At 58.2% G+C, this 19,057-nt stretch carries 15 protein-coding genes; 10 read left to right on the forward strand and 5 right to left on the reverse strand.

Features of this window, described 5'->3' with window-relative positions; genetic code table 11:
• Positions 1-2: 2 nt before the first annotated feature.
• The 4 genes from AC0TNJ_RS10800 to AC0TNJ_RS10815 form a co-directional block, all read right to left on the reverse strand.
• Positions 3-1,649 carry a GMC family oxidoreductase gene (locus tag AC0TNJ_RS10800; RefSeq protein WP_473771100.1) on the reverse strand — a complete coding sequence of 549 codons (1,647 nt, stop codon included), beginning with the start codon at positions 1,647-1,649 and terminating at the stop codon, positions 3-5.
• Between the two features lies 1 nt (position 1,650).
• Complete coding sequence (locus tag AC0TNJ_RS10805; protein ID WP_473771101.1) at positions 1,651-2,211, reverse strand: sugar dehydrogenase complex small subunit; 561 nt, start codon at positions 2,209-2,211, stop codon at positions 1,651-1,653.
• A 147-nt stretch (positions 2,212-2,358) separates the two neighbouring features.
• The gene (gene ycaC / locus AC0TNJ_RS10810; protein ID WP_122000853.1) at positions 2,359-2,991 is read right to left on the reverse strand and encodes an isochorismate family cysteine hydrolase YcaC; all 633 of its coding nucleotides are present in this window, start codon (positions 2,989-2,991) and stop codon (positions 2,359-2,361) included.
• A gap of 157 nt (positions 2,992-3,148) precedes the next feature.
• Positions 3,149-4,096, reverse strand: coding sequence for a ring-cleaving dioxygenase (locus AC0TNJ_RS10815; RefSeq protein ID WP_122000988.1), 948 nt, complete (start codon positions 4,094-4,096; stop codon positions 3,149-3,151).
• Positions 4,097-4,238: 142 nt separating this feature from the next.
• On the opposite strand from AC0TNJ_RS10815, the gene AC0TNJ_RS10820 reads away from it, so the two are divergent.
• Positions 4,239-5,138: a LysR family transcriptional regulator gene (locus AC0TNJ_RS10820; protein ID WP_473771102.1), complete on the forward strand. Its 900-nt coding sequence runs from the start codon at positions 4,239-4,241 to the stop codon at positions 5,136-5,138.
• Positions 5,139-5,237: 99 nt separating this feature from the next.
• Here AC0TNJ_RS10820 and AC0TNJ_RS10825 read toward each other — a convergent pair whose 3' ends face one another.
• Positions 5,238-6,581, reverse strand: a complete 1,344-nt coding sequence (locus AC0TNJ_RS10825) for a nucleotide sugar dehydrogenase (RefSeq protein WP_473771103.1) — start codon at positions 6,579-6,581, stop codon at positions 5,238-5,240.
• A 334-nt stretch (positions 6,582-6,915) separates the two neighbouring features.
• On the opposite strand from AC0TNJ_RS10825, the gene AC0TNJ_RS10830 reads away from it, so the two are divergent.
• From AC0TNJ_RS10830 to AC0TNJ_RS10870, 9 genes are all read left to right on the forward strand, one after another.
• Positions 6,916-8,253 (forward strand): adenylate/guanylate cyclase domain-containing protein, encoded by a 1,338-nt coding sequence (locus AC0TNJ_RS10830; protein ID WP_473771104.1) that lies wholly within the window; start codon positions 6,916-6,918, stop codon positions 8,251-8,253.
• A complete protein-coding gene (locus AC0TNJ_RS10835; protein ID WP_473771105.1) occupies positions 8,250-9,197 on the forward strand; it encodes a polysaccharide lyase family 20 protein in 948 nt (315 codons plus the stop codon). The genes AC0TNJ_RS10830 and AC0TNJ_RS10835 overlap by 4 nt, the downstream gene beginning before the upstream one ends.
• Before the next feature lie 101 nt (positions 9,198-9,298).
• Positions 9,299-11,179, forward strand: coding sequence for an ABC transporter ATP-binding protein (locus tag AC0TNJ_RS10840; protein WP_473771106.1), 1,881 nt, complete (start codon positions 9,299-9,301; stop codon positions 11,177-11,179).
• Complete coding sequence (locus AC0TNJ_RS10845) at positions 11,176-13,113, forward strand: ABC transporter substrate-binding protein (RefSeq protein ID WP_473771107.1); 1,938 nt, start codon at positions 11,176-11,178, stop codon at positions 13,111-13,113. The genes AC0TNJ_RS10840 and AC0TNJ_RS10845 overlap by 4 nt, the downstream gene beginning before the upstream one ends.
• Before the next feature lies 1 nt (position 13,114).
• On the forward strand, positions 13,115-14,113 hold the full coding sequence (locus AC0TNJ_RS10850; protein ID WP_122000858.1) for an ABC transporter permease: 999 nt from the start codon (positions 13,115-13,117) through the stop codon (positions 14,111-14,113).
• A complete protein-coding gene (locus AC0TNJ_RS10855) occupies positions 14,110-15,285 on the forward strand; it encodes an ABC transporter permease (RefSeq protein WP_473771108.1) in 1,176 nt (391 codons plus the stop codon). The genes AC0TNJ_RS10850 and AC0TNJ_RS10855 overlap by 4 nt, the downstream gene beginning before the upstream one ends.
• A gap of 115 nt (positions 15,286-15,400) precedes the next feature.
• A complete protein-coding gene (locus tag AC0TNJ_RS10860; RefSeq protein ID WP_473771109.1) occupies positions 15,401-16,621 on the forward strand; it encodes a glycosyltransferase family protein in 1,221 nt (406 codons plus the stop codon).
• Between the two features lie 10 nt (positions 16,622-16,631).
• Complete coding sequence (locus AC0TNJ_RS10865; RefSeq protein ID WP_473771232.1) at positions 16,632-17,876, forward strand: glycosyltransferase; 1,245 nt, start codon at positions 16,632-16,634, stop codon at positions 17,874-17,876.
• Positions 17,873-19,018, forward strand: a complete 1,146-nt coding sequence (locus tag AC0TNJ_RS10870) for a glycosyltransferase family protein (protein WP_473771110.1) — start codon at positions 17,873-17,875, stop codon at positions 19,016-19,018. Before AC0TNJ_RS10865 ends, AC0TNJ_RS10870 begins: the two co-directional genes overlap by 4 nt.
• The last annotated feature ends 39 nt before the right edge of the window (positions 19,019-19,057 follow it).

Genomic DNA, 19,057 nt, shown 5'->3' on the forward strand with positions numbered 1-19,057 from the left:
TTTCACGCTCCCAAACGCCTGGAAATGTCGTCTGCTGCCTTGATGCCAAGTGCCGCCATGGTTAGCGTGCTGTTGACCACGCTCGCCGATGGCATGGCCGAACCGCCTGCAATCCAGAGGTTCTCGTGATCGTGAGCCCGGCAATTGCCGTCGACAACGGAGTCCTTGGGATCGCTGCCCATGATGCAGCCGCCCATGATGTGATTGTTGGCATTGAGCGAGGTGGTGATGTGGAGATCTGTAGCGTCAAACAGTCCGGCAATATGATTGAGCTGCTGGACGGCTGCGTCATAGCCTTTGCGGACATAATCGCCGACATCATAATAGACATCCGGGCAAGGAATCCCATGGGGGTCCATGCGCGTCTTGCTGAGCGTGACACGATTATCCGGGTGCGGAAGCGGCTCCAGGCTGATTGAGAGATCCACCCCGTGAATAGTGCGCTTGCGGATTTCCGCGTCGAGTTCCGGCCCCACGAGCCCCTTCTTCAAGGCCGCGCTGGCGGCTGATGTCACTTGGGTGATGTTGTTGAGAATCATCTTGTTGGACGAATATTCAGACCGGAATGCTCCGTCTCGCGGCCCGACAAGGCAGCTGGACTGCGCGGGCCCACGGCCAATCCAGAGCGGCTCATTTGCCTGGAAGAAGCAATGGAAGCCGGAATGATCCATCATGTTGCGCCCGACCTGATCCGACGAATTGGCGATACCGGCTGGGTTGCGTTCGTTGGCGGCGGCGAGCAGCAGGCGAGGCGATTCCAGCGAGTTACAGGCAATAACGAAAGCTTGCCCGGTTGCCTTGTGCGAGCGGTGCTGACTATCGTACCAGTGAACTGCCGTGATGCGGTTGTTTTCATCGGTGTCGATCCGATAGACGACGGATTCCGCCAGAACCACAGCGCCTTTGGCCTCGGCGGACACCACTGAGTGGATGCCGTTATACATGGCGCCTATCGGACATATAGGCTGGCAATTATTGTTGCCGCAGCAGGTGGGACGGCCATTCCAGGGTCTGGTGCTGCGCGCCTGCGGGATCGGCACGGAACGATAACCATGCTGGTTGACGACCTCGGCAAAGCGCTTGTCGCCAAAGCTCCACGGCACCATGTCCATCGGATAGGGACGGCTGCGTTCGGGTGGCGATTGCAGCGCCGGATCGTTCGGCCCGGCGACGCCCATGGCTTCTTCCGCCCGGCAGTAATAGGGTTCCAGCTCGTCATAGGAGATCGGCCAGTCGCGCCCCACGCCATAGGTGGAATACATCTTCAGATCGACCGGAAGGTGACGCCAGCTTGACGCCGCCCAGTGCCATGTCGTTCCGCCGACCGTTTTCAGATAGCCCTGCTTGAAGCCTTTTCCGTCCGGCCCCGACAGTCCGACATAGTTGTTCTCCGGCCAGTAGAGCGGGGCCGGAGCCCATTGCGACTGCGGGTAGAGCCCCTGAAAGTCCGAACCGGCACGGTTTGCGAAGGGCATATTGCGCCAGTTCTCGACAGCCTGCGCGCGGTCAATGCGCAAACCCGCATCAAGCACGAGAACGGATTTGCCCTCCCCTGCAAGCTGATCGGCGATCAAAGCGCCGACAACGCCCGAACCGACGATCACGACATCTGCGGTAGCGTCACCATTATCAAAGACGGGGGATTTCATCTTACAGCACCTTCGGGACGTTGACAGGCATACGGGTGATTTCTGGCGGCAGGTCCGTCCACCAGATCGGTCCCTTGTTGCAATAGGTCGGGACTACCAGTCCGTCGGCCACGGGCCGGTACATGAGCGCATCGTGATAGGCCACAACGACGGGGCCATTGCGGGTCGTGACGGTGCCCGTATACCAGGCGGTCACGATAGCCATGACGGCATCGCCAAGCCCCTCTTGCACGGCGGCAGCCTTCAGCATGTTGGGTTGAGGATTTTGCGTGGCGAGGCGACCAAGTTCCTGAACTGTTGTGGAAAATGTAGGATCATCGCCAAGGAACGCTTCGTAAATTCGCCCGGCGGTATGTGGGGAAAGGTCTCTCTGCCCGGTCACAGCGTGAGAGAGGGCAAGAAAGGACGCTTGCTCCCCGTCAGCAGCCGAAGATGGCTGGGCGGCCAGACCCGCACCGTAGCTTGTGATGCCTGTCAGTACGAATGCCGCACCGGCCAGCAAAGTGCGACGGGTCATGTACATGGAGTTGGACCGCAATGGAAAAACGGGTTTGTTCGTCATGAGAGATATCCCCACGCGTTCAGGATTTCAGATACTCGAATAGATATTATTCCAAGTAATTCCCTGGTCGGTAATTATGTCTTCTGAATAGGTAAAAGCCGATAAAAATCTTCGGGCCGCCCTTGAAACAGGGCGACCCGAATAATGTTACTTGGCGCTCTTCGCGTTCACGGTCGTGTAGCTCGTGATCAGGTTGCGGTAGTCGGGGATGTGGTTGGAGAACAACGTTCCCAGACCTTCCACATCGTTGCGCCAGTCGCGATGCAGTTCGCAGGCAGTACCAAACCAGGTCATGAGCTGAACGCCAGCCGCGCTCATGCGGTCCCAGGCCGAGTGGCGTGTCACGTCGTTAAAGGTGCCGGAAGCGTCGGTGACGACGAAAACTTCAAAACCGGCTTCGATAGCCGAAAGCGCCGGGAAGGCCACGCAGACTTCGGTAACGACGCCAGCGATGATGAGCTGCTTCTTGCCGGTCGCCTTGACGGCCTTGACGAAGTCCTCATTGTCCCAGGCATTGATCTGGCCGGGGCGCGGAATGAAAGGCGCGTCGGGGAAGATTTCCTTCAGTTCAGGCACGAGCGGACCGTTCGGGCCGTCTTCGAAGCTGGTGGTCAGGACCGTAGGCAGGTTGAAATATTTGGCCAGATCGGCAAGCGCCAGAACGTTGTTCTTGAACTTGTCCGGATCGATGTCGCGAACCAGCGACAGGAGGCCGGTCTGGTGGTCGACCAGAAGTACAGCTGCATCGTTCTTGTCCAGTCGAACATAAGGTTTCGTCATGGTCGTCTCCTTTGAATTACCCGCAAGTGGGGATGCTACGTGAACCATCGAACGGCCCTTTGCGGGTTTCAGAGCCATTTGGCATGGTTGGTATGCGTTACCGGCCGAACCGGTTCCGGGCCGCTGCGCCGGGGGCAGAAGCAGCGGCCCGCCTGCCTCAACCGAGCGGTTTCAGATGTGCCTCGATAGCGGTACGTCTTCCTTCCAGAAACGGTGGCAGGGAAAGGTTTTCGCCTAGGCTTTCCAGCGGTTCATCGACCGTGAAACCCGGACCGTCCGTTGCGATCTCGAACAGGTTTCCCGCCGGTTCGCGGAAATAGAGCGAGCGGAAATAATAGCGTTCCACCTCACCGGAATTCGGGATGCGGAACTGTGACAGCCGGGCGGCCCAGTCACGGCTTGACTGGACGTCAGGCGTGCGGAAGGCGACATGGTGTGCAGCACCGGCACCCTGGCGCGCTCGGCCAAGCTCCGGTTGCACGGCGACATGCAGTTCGGATGCCGCGCCGCCCTCGCCCATGCTGTAGACATGGACCTCGCCCTTGCCATCCGGCGAGGCATATTGCCGATCGCGGCTCATTTCGAGCACATGGGTGAGCAATGTATCGGTGGCCTCAAGCTGGGGCACGGAAATGGTGATGGGCCCAAGCCCGCAGAGCTGATGCTCGGTAGGCACCGGGCTCCGCTCCCATGGCTGCGCCAATCCGGCGCCGCCGTCTGCGACCAGCCTGAGACGGTGACCGTCCCCGTCTTCGAAATCGAGCGAAGCCCTTCCATCGATAATCTGTACCGGACCAGCGGCCACGCCCGCATCTGACAAACGGGCAGCCCAATATTCGAGATTGTTCTCGTTGCGCACCCGAAGTCCTGTGCGGCTGATGGACGAGGTTCCGCGCCTTTCGCGCTCCACCGGCCAGTCGAAGAAGGTCAGTTCGGTTCCAGGCGTCGCCGCACCGTCGGAATAGAAAAGGTGATAGGCGCTGGTATCGTCCTGATTGACGGTCTTCTTGACCAGGCGCAGGCCGAGCAGCTCGGTGTAGAAGCGCTTGTTGGCCGCGACGTCAGCGGTGATCGCAGTCAGATGATGAATGCCCGTCAACTGCATTTGAAAAACTCTCGCATTTGATACATTCACAGCCTGATCGATTTCGGCAGGCAAAGTAAGCAATCTATCCGGAAACGCAGCGTTCGCGATTTGCGAACGCATGCATGGTTGCTTCTCGTCGGGTTTCGGCAATAATCGCCATATGAGGTGGACAATCGACGAAATCAGGACTTTTCTGGATGTGATGGAGACCGGCACGGTCTCGGGCGCAGCCGCGCGCTCCAATCTTTCCAAATCGGTCGTCAGCAAGCGTATCGCCGAATTTGAAATGGCGGTGGGAGCGGCTCTTTTCCAGCGCCATGCGGGGCGCATAACCCCGACCGACAGCGCGCAGGAGCTGGCGCTCCGGCTCCGCCCGTCGCTGGCTGAAATGACCAATGCAGTGGAAAGTGCCGGCTGGGGCATGGCCGGCTTGCGCGGCTCGCTGGCGATTTCAGCGCCGATGAGTTTCGGGATCCGGCATCTCAGTCCGATCATTGCCGATTTTGCCCGCCAGCATCCCGATCTGGAAATAATGCTCGATTATGACGACCGCCTCATTGATCTGGTGCGCGGCCGTTTCGATCTTGCAGTCAGAATCGGACAATTGCAGAATTCCGGGCTGATGGCGCGCAAACTTTGCGAAGACCCCCGCGTGATGGTCGCAAGCGCCGACTATCTTCGCCGCCGCGGCGCACCCACCACTCTGGCCGAATTGCAGGACCATGACTGCATTGGTTATCTCAATCTGCAATCGGCGAGCCTTTGGCAATTTATGGAGCCGGGCGAAACGCCGGTGGGTTTTGCACCGAAAACCAGAATATCCGCCAATAATGGCGAAGCCATGTGCGATATGGCGATAGCGGGGCTTGGCATTGCGCTGCTGCCACTGTTTATCGCTTATAAGGCTCTGGAAACCGGGCAGCTTGTGAAGGTTGCAGAAAATCTCCGGCCCATGCCGCTGCCCATCTCCGCCGTCTGGCATCCGGTGAAACCAATGCCCATGAAATTACGCGCGATTCTCGACCATCTGGCCAAGGGATTTTCGCAACTCCCGATCTGAATGAAATAATCATGCCAAGGACCATCGGCAGCTGAAAACGGCGCCACAAATCCCTTCGTGTTCCGAGGTCGATGACGTGTTGCCGGACAAGCTGGCAGGTTACGCGCCTATAATGTGCGGAGCTCTGTATCCCAGCTTGCCAAGCACGTTTCTGGTATCCACGATCAGCGCTGCTTCTTTCACGATGCACTCGTAATCGACGGCGTCGTGGTCAGTGGCTATCAGCACGGCGTCATACTGATTTAACTGTTCTGCCGAAAGAGCGACCGACTTCTTGCCCATCAGGTGGAGGAACTCGCGAGTGCGTGGTATCTCCTCGACGAACGGGTCATGATAATCGGTCCGGCCACCGCGTTCTTCAATAAGTTCGATCAGGCGCAGCGACGGGCTTTCCCGGATGTCAGGCACGTTTTTCTTGTAAGCCAGACCGATGATGAGAACGGTCGAGCGGCTGAGAGCCTTGCCGGCGCGCATGTCGAGCGCTTCCGCCAGCCGCCCGATCACATAACGCGGCATCGCCGAGTTGATTTCGCCTGCGAGCTCGATGAACCGTGTCGGCAGCTCGAATTCGCGCGATTTCCAGGTCAGGTAGAAGGGATCGATCGGGATGCAATGACCGCCAAGCCCAGGGCCGGGATAAAACGGCATATAGCCAAAGGGCTTCGTCTTCGCGGCTTCGATGACCTCCCATATATCGATACCCATCGCCGTATAAAGGGTCTTGAGTTCGTTCACGAGAGCGATGTTCACGGCGCGGAAGACATTCTCCGTCAGCTTTACGGCTTCCGCGGTTGCGTTGGACGAGACGGGCACCACGGTCTTGACGACTGCGCCATAGAAGGCGGCCATCAGTTGCTGCGCTTGCGGGCCGTCGCCGGAAACGACCTTCGGTATTGTCGAGGTTTCGAAATGGCGGTTGCCCGGATCTTCACGCTCGGGCGAAAAGCCGAGGAAGAAATCCTGGCCGGACTTCAGGCCGGTTTCTTCCAGAATTGGACGCACCACGTCATCGGTCGTGCCCGGATAGGTGGTGGATTCCAGCACGACGAGCTGTCCGGGACGCAACGTGGATGCGATGGACCGGCTCGTCGCCATCACAAAGGAAAGGTCCGGGTCGCGATGCTTGGTCAGCGGCGTGGGTACGCAGATGATAACGACATCGCAGGCAGCCAGCGCGTTGAAATCGGTGGTCGAAGCGAAGCGGTCGGCCTTGCTGACCCTCGCCAGCACGTCATCCGACACCGCTTCGATATAGGATCGATGTGCATCAAGCGAAACGATCTTTTCCACATCGATGTCAAAACCAGTGACACGGAAACCGCTGGCGGCAACGGTGACGGCAAGCGGTAGCCCCACATAACCGAGGCCGATAACGCCGACACGCGCGCTCCGGTCCTGGATGCGATGGGCTAAATCATGAAAACTGGCCCGGGAAACGGTCAAAGGAGCGTCTTTCTTTAAATGGAAAGCAAGGATCGATGACGGACCGCGCGCAGTCCTTTTCCCCACATCATTTTCATCAAATTAGCAGGTCCTGACCCTAGATGGCTTGATTGCCGAAACCTGTCAAGAATGCCTGACCCTGTTTCCCAATTGCGTCACTGGCACATCATCGCCTTATCCCACGCAAAACTGTTTCGCACCTTTGCCGGAATGCACTAAGCTCAGAATCTCGTGATTTGAATTCTGTTCGCAGCTTCCTAACCATCGTTTTTCGCATCTCCCATGCAAGGTTTTTTTCACGCTTTGCCGGAAGTGCATTTTATAGGTCACAACCATGCGCAAGACCCAAACCGGCGTATCGACCGTCCTTCTCGACAAGGCCGCCGAATGGCTGACGCGATCATCGATGGCGGGAGAGACCTTGCAAACCATCCTTCTGGGGTTTTGTGAGCGCCTCGCCGCCGCTGGCCTGCCGGTCGCGCGGGCGCATATGACATTCTCGATGTTGCATCCCCTTTATGATGCCGTCGGTTTTACATGGCATCGTACACAGGGCCTGACCATTGAGGGATACAGGCACAGGCAGGGCGAAAATTCCGAACGTTTTCGCGCAAGTCCGTACTACTATCTGCTTTCCAACAAGCTCGACCATCTGCGTCGTCGCTTCACACCGGATTCCGTCGATGAATTTCCGGTCTTTACAGAGCTGAAACAGCAGGGAATGACCGATTATCTGGCATTCATCCAGCCATTCGGCGCTCATTCCATGCAGGGCATGATGGGATCGTGGGCAACGGACAGCCGCTCCGGCTTCGATGACGACATGATTGGCGCTCTTCTGAAACTGCAAAGTCATCTGGCGGTTGCGGCGAAAATCGCTGTGCTCAGCAAACTGACGGACAGCATGCTGACTACCTATCTGGGCGGCGATGCCGGCCGGCGCGTTCTCAACGGCCAGATCAAGCGCGGCGATGGCGAAACCATACGAGCAGCACTTGTCATGGGCGATATGCGCCAATCCACCGCGCTTGCGGAGAAAGAGGGGCGGCAGGTCTATATCGACACGCTCAATCAGTTCTTCGATGCTCTGGCGGCTCCGTTCAACCGCAATGGCGGCGAGATCCTCAGTTTCATCGGCGACGGCTTTCTGGCCGTTTATCCGTGTGGCCGCCACCGTGAACCTTCGGTTGTTGCCTGTCAGGCGGCGCTGTCGGCACTGGCTCAGGCGCAAGCCAATGTGGCCAGTCTGAACCGGGAGCGCCGAAAGAACGGCAAGTCTGCCATCCGATACGGCGTCGGGCTGCATGTGGGCAATGTGATGTTCGGAAATGTCGGCCTGCGAGACCGGTTGACCTTCTCGGCATTCGGTTCCGCCGTCAATGAGGCGCAGCGCCTGCAAGCCTTGACGAAGCGATTTTCGTCGGAAATTATCGCCAGCGGAAATTTCGTGAATTATAGCGGCGGGGACTGGGTAAAGCTTGGGGACGAAAAGTTGCGCGGTGTGGGACAGAAAGTGACGGTCTATCGTCCAAACTCGCTGACATGTTGTAATGCGGACGAACTGGCGGACGGCTTCAACGCAGGCGGGTTGTCCGAAGCGGAACAGATCATGCTGCTCTATCGCGACGCGGATTCAAAGGTCTCCCAAACGGGGGAGAAAGCCACAAAATGAAGCGTGTCGTCCTCTCTCTGGCTGCGCTCCTGTTCATCTCGATTCCGGCGGCGGTAGCAATGGAGGCCTGGAATACACCTCGCGGCGATGATTTCGAGGGCACCGATTTTTCTCCGTCAGGCGGTCTTTATTATCGTCGCAATTTCGAGCAAAGCGCAGGCACTGTCGAGTTTCAGTCAGACGTCACCTTCAAGGGCAACAAGGCGCTGAAACTGAGCGTCAAACCCCTTTGCCCTCAAACCAAGAAAAATTGCAGCGAACGCGCGGAAATATGGGAGAAGACCGATCAACGCGTGCCTTACGATCAGGGTATCTGGTACGGATTTGCCGTCCGGTTCGCCGACCCCATTCCCAGTGGCGACCACCGCTATCTGATAGCGCAGTGGAAACGTGAGATCGTACCGGGCGCGGAGGGTGATTTCAGCCCGTTTCTGGCGCTTCGGCTGAACAACGGCAAACTTTTCGCGACGGTCGAGACCAATTATATCACGCCCGCCGAAGTAAACGCCAAACCTTCCGAGCCTGAAGGCACGCCGGTCTGGTTTCGCCCGGATGTCAACCAGATGCGTGCTCTGGTCGCCAGTCAGGAGGGCTGGACCACGCAGGACGATCCGCGTTTCGATAGCCGGACGAGCGCGATGACCGTCATCGATCGCGGCAATAAACTGCCGTCGCCGCACTCCGGCTGGATCGACTTTGCGATCTATACGAAACCCGGTCCTGACGGGTCCGGGCACATCGAGATATTCGCCAACAACAAATGGGTTGTCACGGTGAAGGGCCGCATCGGTCACAATGATCCGGGACTGGGCGCCAACCAGTATTTCAAGTTCGGGCCTTACCGGGCTGCCGACAAGACGGACTGGACGCTTTACTACGATCATTTTCGTCGTTCCTCCCGCTGCGAGGACGTGATGGAGGCAAAATTCTGCCCGGTTTTTTGATCGGGCCGCAGGGGACGGTGGACTGCTCTGGACACGTCGTTGACGCTGCGCTAGGCTCAATTCGTGGCCGCGAAAGACGCTTTGGGGATCGGTAATTTCGCATGAAGTCGAGTACGGATCTGTTACGCGTCGAGGGTCTGGATATTTCCTTTTCCACGCTGGGCAACAAGTGGAGCGTCGTCAACGATGCCAATCTGCGCATTCTGCCCGGCAAGGTGACAGCGCTCGTTGGCGAATCCGGCTCCGGTAAATCCGTTATCAGCCAGTCGATCATGGGAATTCTGCCTCGCAACGGCCAGGCCGAAGGGAAGATTCTGTTCACCGATCCGGTGAATGGCGAGACGACAGATATTCTCAAGCTGGTGAATGACGGGCCTGAAATTCGCGCCCTGCGCGGCAGCCGTATCGCCAAGATATTCCAGGAACCGATGACGTCGCTGTCACCGCTCCATACGGTTGGCAACCAGATCAGCGAAGTGCTGACGATCCATGCCGAGATGACGAAGGCCGAGCGGCGCGCCCGCACGGAGGAAATGCTGGGGCTGGTTGGCTTCTCCAACCCGTCGCGGACGTTCGACATGTATCCCTTCGAGCTTTCCGGCGGAATGCGCCAGCGCGCCATGATCGCCATGGCGTTGATCTGCCGCCCGGCGCTTCTGATCGCCGATGAGCCGACGACGGCGCTGGACGTGACGATTCAGGCGCAGATTCTCGAATTGCTTCGCGATTTGCAGCATAAGCTCAACATGGCGATGCTGTTGATCACACATGATCTTGGCGTGGTGGCCAATCTGGCCAATGAAGTGGTGGTCATCTATCACGGACGAATTCTGGAAGCCGGGCCGGTGGAGGAAATTTTCCGCAATCCGCAGCATCCCTATCTGAAAGGTCTGATGGCTGCTGTTCCGCATTTCAACATGCGCCCCGGCGAGCGCCTGAAGGCCCTGCGCGAAGTTCCGGTTCAGGCCGAAACGCTATGGAAGAAGAAGCCGCCTAAGGGCGACGCGCCGGAAATCTTGCTGTCCGTGCGCAATCTCACCAAGGAATACACCATTCGCAAGGCGGGCCTGTTCGGCGATGACAAGGCAGCTTCGGTGCGCGCCGTCGATGGTGTCAGTTTCGATATAAAGCGCGGCGAATGTCTGGGCCTCGTCGGCGAAAGCGGCTCGGGAAAAACGACAGTCAGCAAAATTTTGATGCGGGCCGTCACGCCCGATCAGGGTTCGGTTACCTTCGATGATGGCGACGGACCGGTGGATGTGCTTGCCGCTGAGGGCGCGCAGCTGATGGATCTGCGCACAAAAATCCAGATGATATTTCAGGATCCGGTCTCGTCGCTTTCGCCGCGCATGACTGTCGGCAGCATCCTGAGCGAGCCGCTTGAAATCCACAAGCGTGGCGACAAAGCCTATTGTCAGCAGAAAGTGCGGGCGCTGATACAGGCGATCGGCCTCGATGAGCGCTATCTCAGCCGTTATCCGCACAGCTTTTCCGGCGGTCAGCGCCAGCGGATCGGCATTGCGCGCGCGCTGGCGCTTGGACCGCAGCTTGTGGTCTGCGATGAGCCGGTGTCGGCGCTCGACGTTTCGGTGCAGGCCCAGATTCTCAATCTTCTGAAGGACCTTCAGAAGGAACTCGGCCTGACCTATCTTTTCATCTCGCACAATCTGGCGGTGGTCGATTACATGGCCGACCGGATCGCCGTCATGTGCGGCGGACGGATTGTCGAACTGGCGCCAAGCGAAATCATTCTGCGCAGGCCGGTTCATCCCTATACGCAGGCCCTGCTTGCCGCCATACCTTTCCCGGACCTCGACAGGCCGCTGGATTTCGATACCCTGCGTGGCAGCGGGGCGTCGGATCGGCGTGGCTGGGGGCCGCTTTTTTCCGGGGAGACGGGCGATCTGGCGTCGGTCGATCTTGGCAACGGCCATCTGGTTCTGGCGAGCAGCTCAGCGACGATCGGGGAGTTGAGAAATTGATCACCCGCAGAACATTGCTGGGCGGCGCAGCCGCCTCTCTTCTCCCGCTTCCAGCTCTTGCCGACTGGGACCTTGAGCCGGATTTTTTTGACGCGCATCTGCTCGCCCGCAGCCTGCCGCCGATTGGCGAACGGATTCCCGCGCAGCCGCGTGTCGTTCGCATGAAAGACATGGGGCGCCAGCCGGGCCGTTATGGCGGAGAGCTGCGCACGATCATCGGCAGCCAGAAAGATATCCGCTACATGACCATCAACGGTTATGCGCGTCTGGTGGGCTATAATGAGCGGCTTGAATTGCAGGCCGACATTCTGGATTCCTGGGAGGCGCAGGACGACCGGATTTTCACCTTTCATCTGCGCGCAGGGCATCGATGGTCGGATGGCCAACCGTTTACAGCCCTGGATTTTGCCTATTGGTGGAATGATGTCATTCTCAACCCGGATCTGACGCCGGATGGCGGTGCGCTCGAACTGCGCATCGATGGCAAGCTGCCGCAATTTGAGCTGATTGATGAGCGGACTGTCCGTTATAGCTGGCAATCGCCGAACCCGGATTTTTTACCCAGTCTGGCGGCCACACAGCCCATAGTCCTTGCCGGGCCGTTTCATTATCTGCGCCAGTTCCATCCGAAATATCAGGATCCGTTCCGCCTCTCGTCGCTCATGAATCTGTATCGCGTCAAGAAATGGACCGAGCTTCACACGAAGGTTTCACGCCAGTATCGACCGGAAAATCCTGAACTGCCGGTTCTCGATCCATGGCGCAACATGACCGCGCCGCCAGCCGAACAATTCGTGTTCGAGCGCAATCCCTATTTCCATCGCATTGATGAGAACGGGCGGCAGTTGCCCTATATCGACCGGGTTATCCTCAATGTCAGTTCATCCTCCATCATTCCGGCCAAGGCCGGTGCCGGAGAGAGTGATCTTCAGGCAACGAATATCGATTTTACGGACTATGCCTTTCTGAAGGATGCCGAAAAACGCTATCCCGTGAAAGTCCATTTATGGAAGCTGATACGCGGATCACGTCTCGCGATCCTGCCCAATCTCAACTGCGCGGACGATGTGTGGCGCGGTCTTTTCAGGGATGTTCGCGTCAGGCGGGCTCTTTCGCTTGGCATTGACCGGCATGAGATCAACATGGCGGTGTTTTATGGACTGGGTACGCCCAGCGCCGACACCTTGCTGCCGGAAAGCCCACTCTATAAGCCTGAATATGCCAATGCGTGGATTCAACACGATCCCGATCAGGCCAATGCGCTGCTCGATGAAGCCGGTCTGCAAAGGCGCGATGCGAACGGCATCCGCCTGTTGCCGGACGGACGGCTCGCGCAGATCACGATTGAATCGGCAGGTGAAAGCACGCTGGATACGGACGTGCTGGAACTGGTCACGGATCATTGGCGCAAGATCGGCATAGCGCTGTTCACCCGCACCAGCCAGCGTGATATTTTCCGGTCCCGCGCCATGGGCGGGCGGATCATGATGTCCATATGGTTCGGGCTTGAGAACGCCGTTGCCACCGCAGATATGAATCCTGCCCAACTGGCGCCAAGCTCCGACGATCAGCTGCAATGGCCGCTCTGGGGCATGTATCAGCTGTCGCTCGGCGCAAAGGGCAAGGCACCTGATCTGCCCGAAGCGGTCGAGCTTTGTACGCTACAGAAGCAATGGCGCTCCTCCGCGCATATGAGCGAGCGCTCCGAAATCTGGCACAAGATGCTTTCGATCTTCACCGATCAGGTGTTCTCGATCGGTCTGGTCAATGGCACGCCGCAGCCGATCCTGCATACATCCTATCTGCGCAATGTCCCGGAAAAAGGATTATGGGGCTTCAATCCGACTTCGTTTCTGGGCGTTTATATGCCGGATACGTTCTGGTTGGCCGACACGCCCGAGGGCCCGAAGCAAAAACTGGCGGGAGAGGGCTGAGATGCTGCGCTATATTCTCTGGCGCATCGCCGCCATGGTCCCGACCTTGCTGATTATCTCGGCGCTTATCTTCACGATCATCGAGCTGCCGCCGGGAAATTTCTTCGAAAGCCAGATTGCCGAGCTTCAGGCACAGGGCGAAACGGTCAATCTTCAGGAAATCGAGGCGATGCGCCGCCAGTACGGTTTCGACAAGCCACCGGTCGTGCGCTATTTTTATTGGCTGGGCGGAATGCTCCAGGGGGACTTCGGCTATTCGTTCGAATATCAGCTGCCGGTCAGCGAGGTGGTCGGCGACAGGCTGTGGCTTACGATCCTCGTCTCATTCTGTACCATTGTCCTGACCTGGCTGATCGCCTTTCCCATCGGCATGTATTCGGCGACGCATCAATATAGCTGGGGCGATTACGGGTTTTCGCTGTTCGGGCTGCTCGGCATCGCCATTCCGAACTTCATGCTGGCGCTGATCCTGATGTATTTCGCCAATATCTGGTTCGGGACGTCCATCGGTCACCTGATGGATCAGAAATATATTGCCGAACCCATGAGCTGGGCGAAGGCGAAATCCATTCTGGAGCATCTGTGGATTCCGGTGATCATCGTCGGAACCGCCGGAACTGCGGGCATGATCCGGCGGTTGCGCGCCAATCTTCTGGACGAGTTGCAGAAGCAATATGTCATGACGGCGCGGGCCAAGGGCCTGCATCCGTTCCGCGCTCTGGTTAAATATCCGCTGCGCATGGCGCTCAATTTCTTTGTGGCCGACATCGGCTCCATCTTGCCGACGATCATATCGGGCGCCGAAATCACGGCAATCGTGCTGTCGCTGGAAACCACGGGGCCGATGCTGATCAAGGCGCTGCAAAGCCAGGACATGTATCTGGCCGGGTCTTTCCTGATGTTCCTTGCGTTTCTGACGGTTATCGGAATGCTCATATCCGACATCGCCCTGGCGATCCTGGATCCACGCATCCGGCTGCAAGGGGGGCACAGAAAATGAGCACCATGCTTCCGCCGCCGGGCGCGCCGCTTCCGCATTTCGTGTCAGACGCGCCGTTCGATCCATATTCCGTCGAGAAGATGACGGATGCGCAGGCGAAAATCCATCTCGCGTCCAACCGCCAGTTGATGTGGTGGAAGTTCAGGCGTCACAAGCTTGCGCTTGTATCCGGCATTTTCCTGATCCTGCTCTATGGCGCCATCGTCATCGCGGAATTTCTGGCGCCGTATAATCTGCATACGCGCAACGTCGATTTCATCCATGCCCCTCCGCAAAGGGTGCATCTGTTTCACGAAGGAAAATTCGTCGGGCCATTCGTTTATGGTCGCCAGATGACCCTCAATATCGATACGCTGCGGCGCGTCTACACTGAAAACAGAGCGGATGTGCAGCGGCTGCGTTTCTTCTGCCGGGGCGACAATTACCGGTTCTGGGGGCTGTTGAGCAGCAATTTTCATCTGGTCTGTCCGGCACCGGATGGGCAGATGTTTCTTTTTGGCACTGATCGCCTTGGCCGCGACGTGCTGTCCCGTATCATTTATGGCGCGAGGATTTCGCTGACCATCGGCCTTTTGGGCGTCACTATCAGCTTCGTGCTCGGCATTATCATCGGCGGCATTGCGGGTTATCGCGGCGGCTGGTTCGATCTGATCGTCCAGCGGATCATCGAGGTCTTGCAGGCCTTGCCGAGCCTGCCATTGTGGATGGCGCTTTCAGCGGTGATGCCGATTTCATGGAGCCCGATCCTGATCTATTTCGGCATTACCATCATTCTGGGCATGCTGGACTGGACCGGACTTGCGCGCGCCGTTCGCTCGAAAATCCTTGCGCTGCGCGAGGAGGACTACGTTCTGGCTGCCCAACTGATGGGGGCAAGCAGCCCGCGCATCATCGGTCGGCATCTCGTGCCCGGCTTCATGTCGCATCTGATTGCGGCGGCCACCATATCGATCCCCGGAATGATTCTTGGGGAAACAGCGTTGAGTTTTCTAGGACTTGGGCTTAGACCTCCTATAACGAGCTGGGGAATCCTTTTAACCGAGGCCCGCAACGTCAGTGTCATCGCGTTCTATCCTTGGCTGCTTCTGCCCATGGTTCCCGTCATTCTAGTCATTCTCGCGTTCAATTTTTTGGGAGATGGCTTGCGCGATGCAGCTGATCCTTACAGATAAACGCAATCATGAGGCCACACCGCGTGCATTTTCCCAGCATCGCCGTCTTTACCGGTTCTGAATATTTCACCTTGAATGAGCTGCAAGCATGTCCTGCACCGGAAAGGTTTTGAACATGATGCGCCGTTTTGAGGATGCGCGTATTCTCATGTACAGTCACGATACGTTCGGGCTGGGGCATTTAAGACGTTGCAGAACCATCGCGCATGCGTTGGTCGAGGATTATCGTGGACTGAACGTTCTGATCATGTCGGGCGCCACGATCGCGGGCGCTTTCGATTATCGCGCCCGTGTCGATTTCGTGAAAGTGCCGAGCGTCATCAAGCTGCGCAATGGCGAATATACGTCGATGGCCCGCCATATCGACCTCCATGAAACGCTCAAGATGCGCCAGTCGATCATTCGCCATACGGCGGAGACCTTCCAGCCCGATATCTTCATCGTCGACAAGGAGCCGATGGGGCTGAAGGGCGAAGTGGAGGAAACGCTGGCCTATCTCAAGGCCCGCGGCACCAAGCTTGTTCTGGGTCTGCGCGAGGTGATGGATGCGCCGCATCTTCTGGAAGCGGAGTGGAAGAAGAACGACGTTATCGAGAAGATCGACCGGTATTACGACAATATCTGGGTTTACGGGCCGCCGGATTTCTACGATCCGCTGGTCGACATGGACGTGCCGGAGAGCGTTCGCCGCAAGATGAATTTCGTTGGTTTTCTCCAGCGCAGCCTCGCACAGGACAAGACATCGTCGCCACATGTCCCGGAGGGAGACTATATTCTTGTCACGACCGGGGGTGGCGGCGATGGCGCAGATCTGGTGCGCAATGTCATCAATGCCTATCGACAAGTGCCGGAACTCAACCATCGCGCCTTCATCGTTCTCGGCCCCTATATGCCTGCAAAGGAACGGACGAGGCTGCGTAAAAGCGCCCAGAATATTCCCCATCTCGAAGTGATCGAGTTCGATAACCGCATGGAAGACCTGATCGCCGGTGCAAAAGCCGTGGTCGCCATGGGCGGCTACAACACCTATTGCGAGATCTTGTCGTTCGACAAGCCGGCGCTGATCGTTCCGCGCACTGAGCCGCGGGAGGAACAATTGATCCGCGCCAGCCGGGCGGCCGAGCTCAATCTGATCGAAATGCTGCTTCCGGAGGAGGCCGCCAATCCGCAACGTCTGGCAGATGTTCTGCAACGTCTGCCCGACCGGGTGCCGCCATCGGAGGGCAATAGTGATATGCGTCTGGAAGGGCTATCGCATATTTCCCAAATTGTCGGGAAATGGCTGGATGAGAGCGAGCAGAAGGCGGCTGCGGAGATACTCATTGCTGCAAAATAATCCGGCATCCATGCCTGTTCGTCGAAAATTGCTTGTGGTGTTGAAGGGCTATCCGCGCCTTTCGGAAACTTTTATCGCGCAGGAACTTCTGGGGCTGGAGCGTGCCGGCTTCGACCTGACGCTCATTTCGATGCGCCGTCCGACCGACAAGAAACGGCACCCGATCCATGACGAGATCAAGGCCCGCGTCGTCTATCTGCCGGAATATCTTTATGAGGAGCCGTTGCGGGTCTGGCGTGGATTTCTGGCGGCTTGGCGTCGCCCCGGCTTTCGTCCGCTTTTGCGCCAGTTCTGGAAGGATTTGCGGCGGGATTTAACGCCCAACCGCGTGCGGCGGCTGGGACAGGCGATGGTGCTTGCCCATGAATGGCCGGACGGGGGCGAATGGTTGCATGCGCATTTCATCCACACACCGGCCTCGGTGACGGCCTATGCAAGCCTTCTGACCGGCGTGCCATGGACATGTTCTGCGCACGCCAAGGATATCTGGACTTCGCCGGACTGGGAGCTGGCGGAAAAGCTCGGGCGCGCCCGCTGGAGCGTCACCTGCACGCGTACCGGCTATGAGCATATGCGTGGCCTCACCCCGCGCAAGGAAGCGGTCCATCTGAGCTATCACGGGCTTGATCTCGACCGCTTTGGCCTCTTCGAGAGGCCGCGCTCGTCGCGAGACGGAACCGACGCCCGCGATCCGCTGCGTATCCTCAGCGTCGGGCGGGCGGTGCCCAAGAAGGGCTATGACGTGCTTTTGCATGCTCTGTCGTTGTTGCCGCCCGGTCTACACTGGCGCTTCACGCATATTGGCGGCGGCGATGAACTGGCTCGTTTGAAGCCACTGGCTGAAACCCTTGGCCTCGCCGACCGGATCGAATGGAAAGGCGCGCTGGCGCAGGAAGAAGTGCTGCAGCATTACCGTCAATCGGACATCTTCGCGCTCGCATGCCGGATCACGGCCGATGGCGACCGCGACGGGCTGCCGAATGTGATTGTCGAAGCCTCAAGCCAGAATCTTGTCTGTGTCTCGACCAACATATCTGGTGTCCCGGAACTGTTGAGCGACGGCGAAAACGGCCTTCTGGTGCCTTCCGAAGACGCGCAAGCTTTTGCTGCCGCGCTGGCCCGGCTTGCGGCAGACCCACAATTGCGCCATCGGCTGGGGGCGGCGGCAGAGCATCGTGTTCGCCACCATTTCGATCACCACGCCAGCATCCGGCAGCTAACGGATCTGTTTGAGCGGGAATGGATGAAAGCATGAGCGGCAGCCCTGAAACGCCCGGTCCGAAAGTCCTGTTTTATGTGCAGCACCTTCTGGGGATCGGGCACATTGCGCGGGCAAGCCGCATTGCGTCGGCAATGAAGGATGACGGTTTCGACGTGACCGTGGTGACAGGCGGCCTTCCCGTTCCGGGGTTTCCGGCGGATGGTATTGCGGCAATTGCGCTGCCTCCGGTCGTTGCCAGCAATGCCGGTTTTTCCGGTCTTGCCGATGAAAATGGCCAGCATGCGGACGAAGCTTTTCTGGCGCGGCGGCGGGATGAGCTGCTGGAGATATTTCACCGGTTGAAGCCGGATATAGTCATTATCGAGGCCTTTCCGTTCGGACGGCGGCAGATGCGGTTTGAGCTTATTCCGCTGATCGAGGCCATCGAAAATTCCACGCCGCGCCCGAAGCTCATCACGTCCGTGCGCGACATTGTTCAGCAGCGGACAAAACCGGGCCGCAACGAGGAAACGGTTGCTCTCATCAAGGCCCACTTTGACCGTGTTCTGGTGCATGGCGATGAGAATTTCGTGCCTTTGTCCTATAGTTTTCCGCTGGCGGAAGAGATTGCCGACCGCATCGTTCATACGGGTCTGGTTGCGGCTCCACCCGCGCCTGCCAGCGCAGAAAAATTCGATATTGTCGTCTCCGCGGGCGGCGGCGCGGTGGGGGCCGCATTGGTGAACGCCGCGATTGGCGCTGCCCGACAGCACACGCAGCGCAGCTGGTGTGTCATCGCTGGCCCCAACCTGCCGGAAGCCGATTTCCAGAAGCTCCTGCAAGACAGCCCGTCCAATGTGCAGGTCGTGCGCTTCCGCAAGGATTTTCCATCGCTATTGCAGGGAGCCGAGGTTTCGGTATCGCAAGCCGGATATAACACGGTCTGCGATCTGTTGCAGGCGGGATGCCGGGCCATTCTGGTGCCGTTCACGCAAGGCGGGGAAACGGAGCAGGCGGTAAGGGCTGAGCGCCTTGAGGAAATGGGGCTTGCCATTGCCATTTCCGAAGATCGTCTCGATGTTCAGGTTTTAAGCGATGCCATTACTGAAGCGCTTGAAAATCCGCCGCCGCCCGCCGCCGCGCTGGATCTCGACGGAGCCCGAAAAACGGCCCGCTACCTTCGTTCTCTCCAATAAGATATACGCGAATGCGGATTCCCCGTTGGTCAGACATGC

This window comes from Ochrobactrum sp. PL_is483 (genome assembly GCF_055816855.1).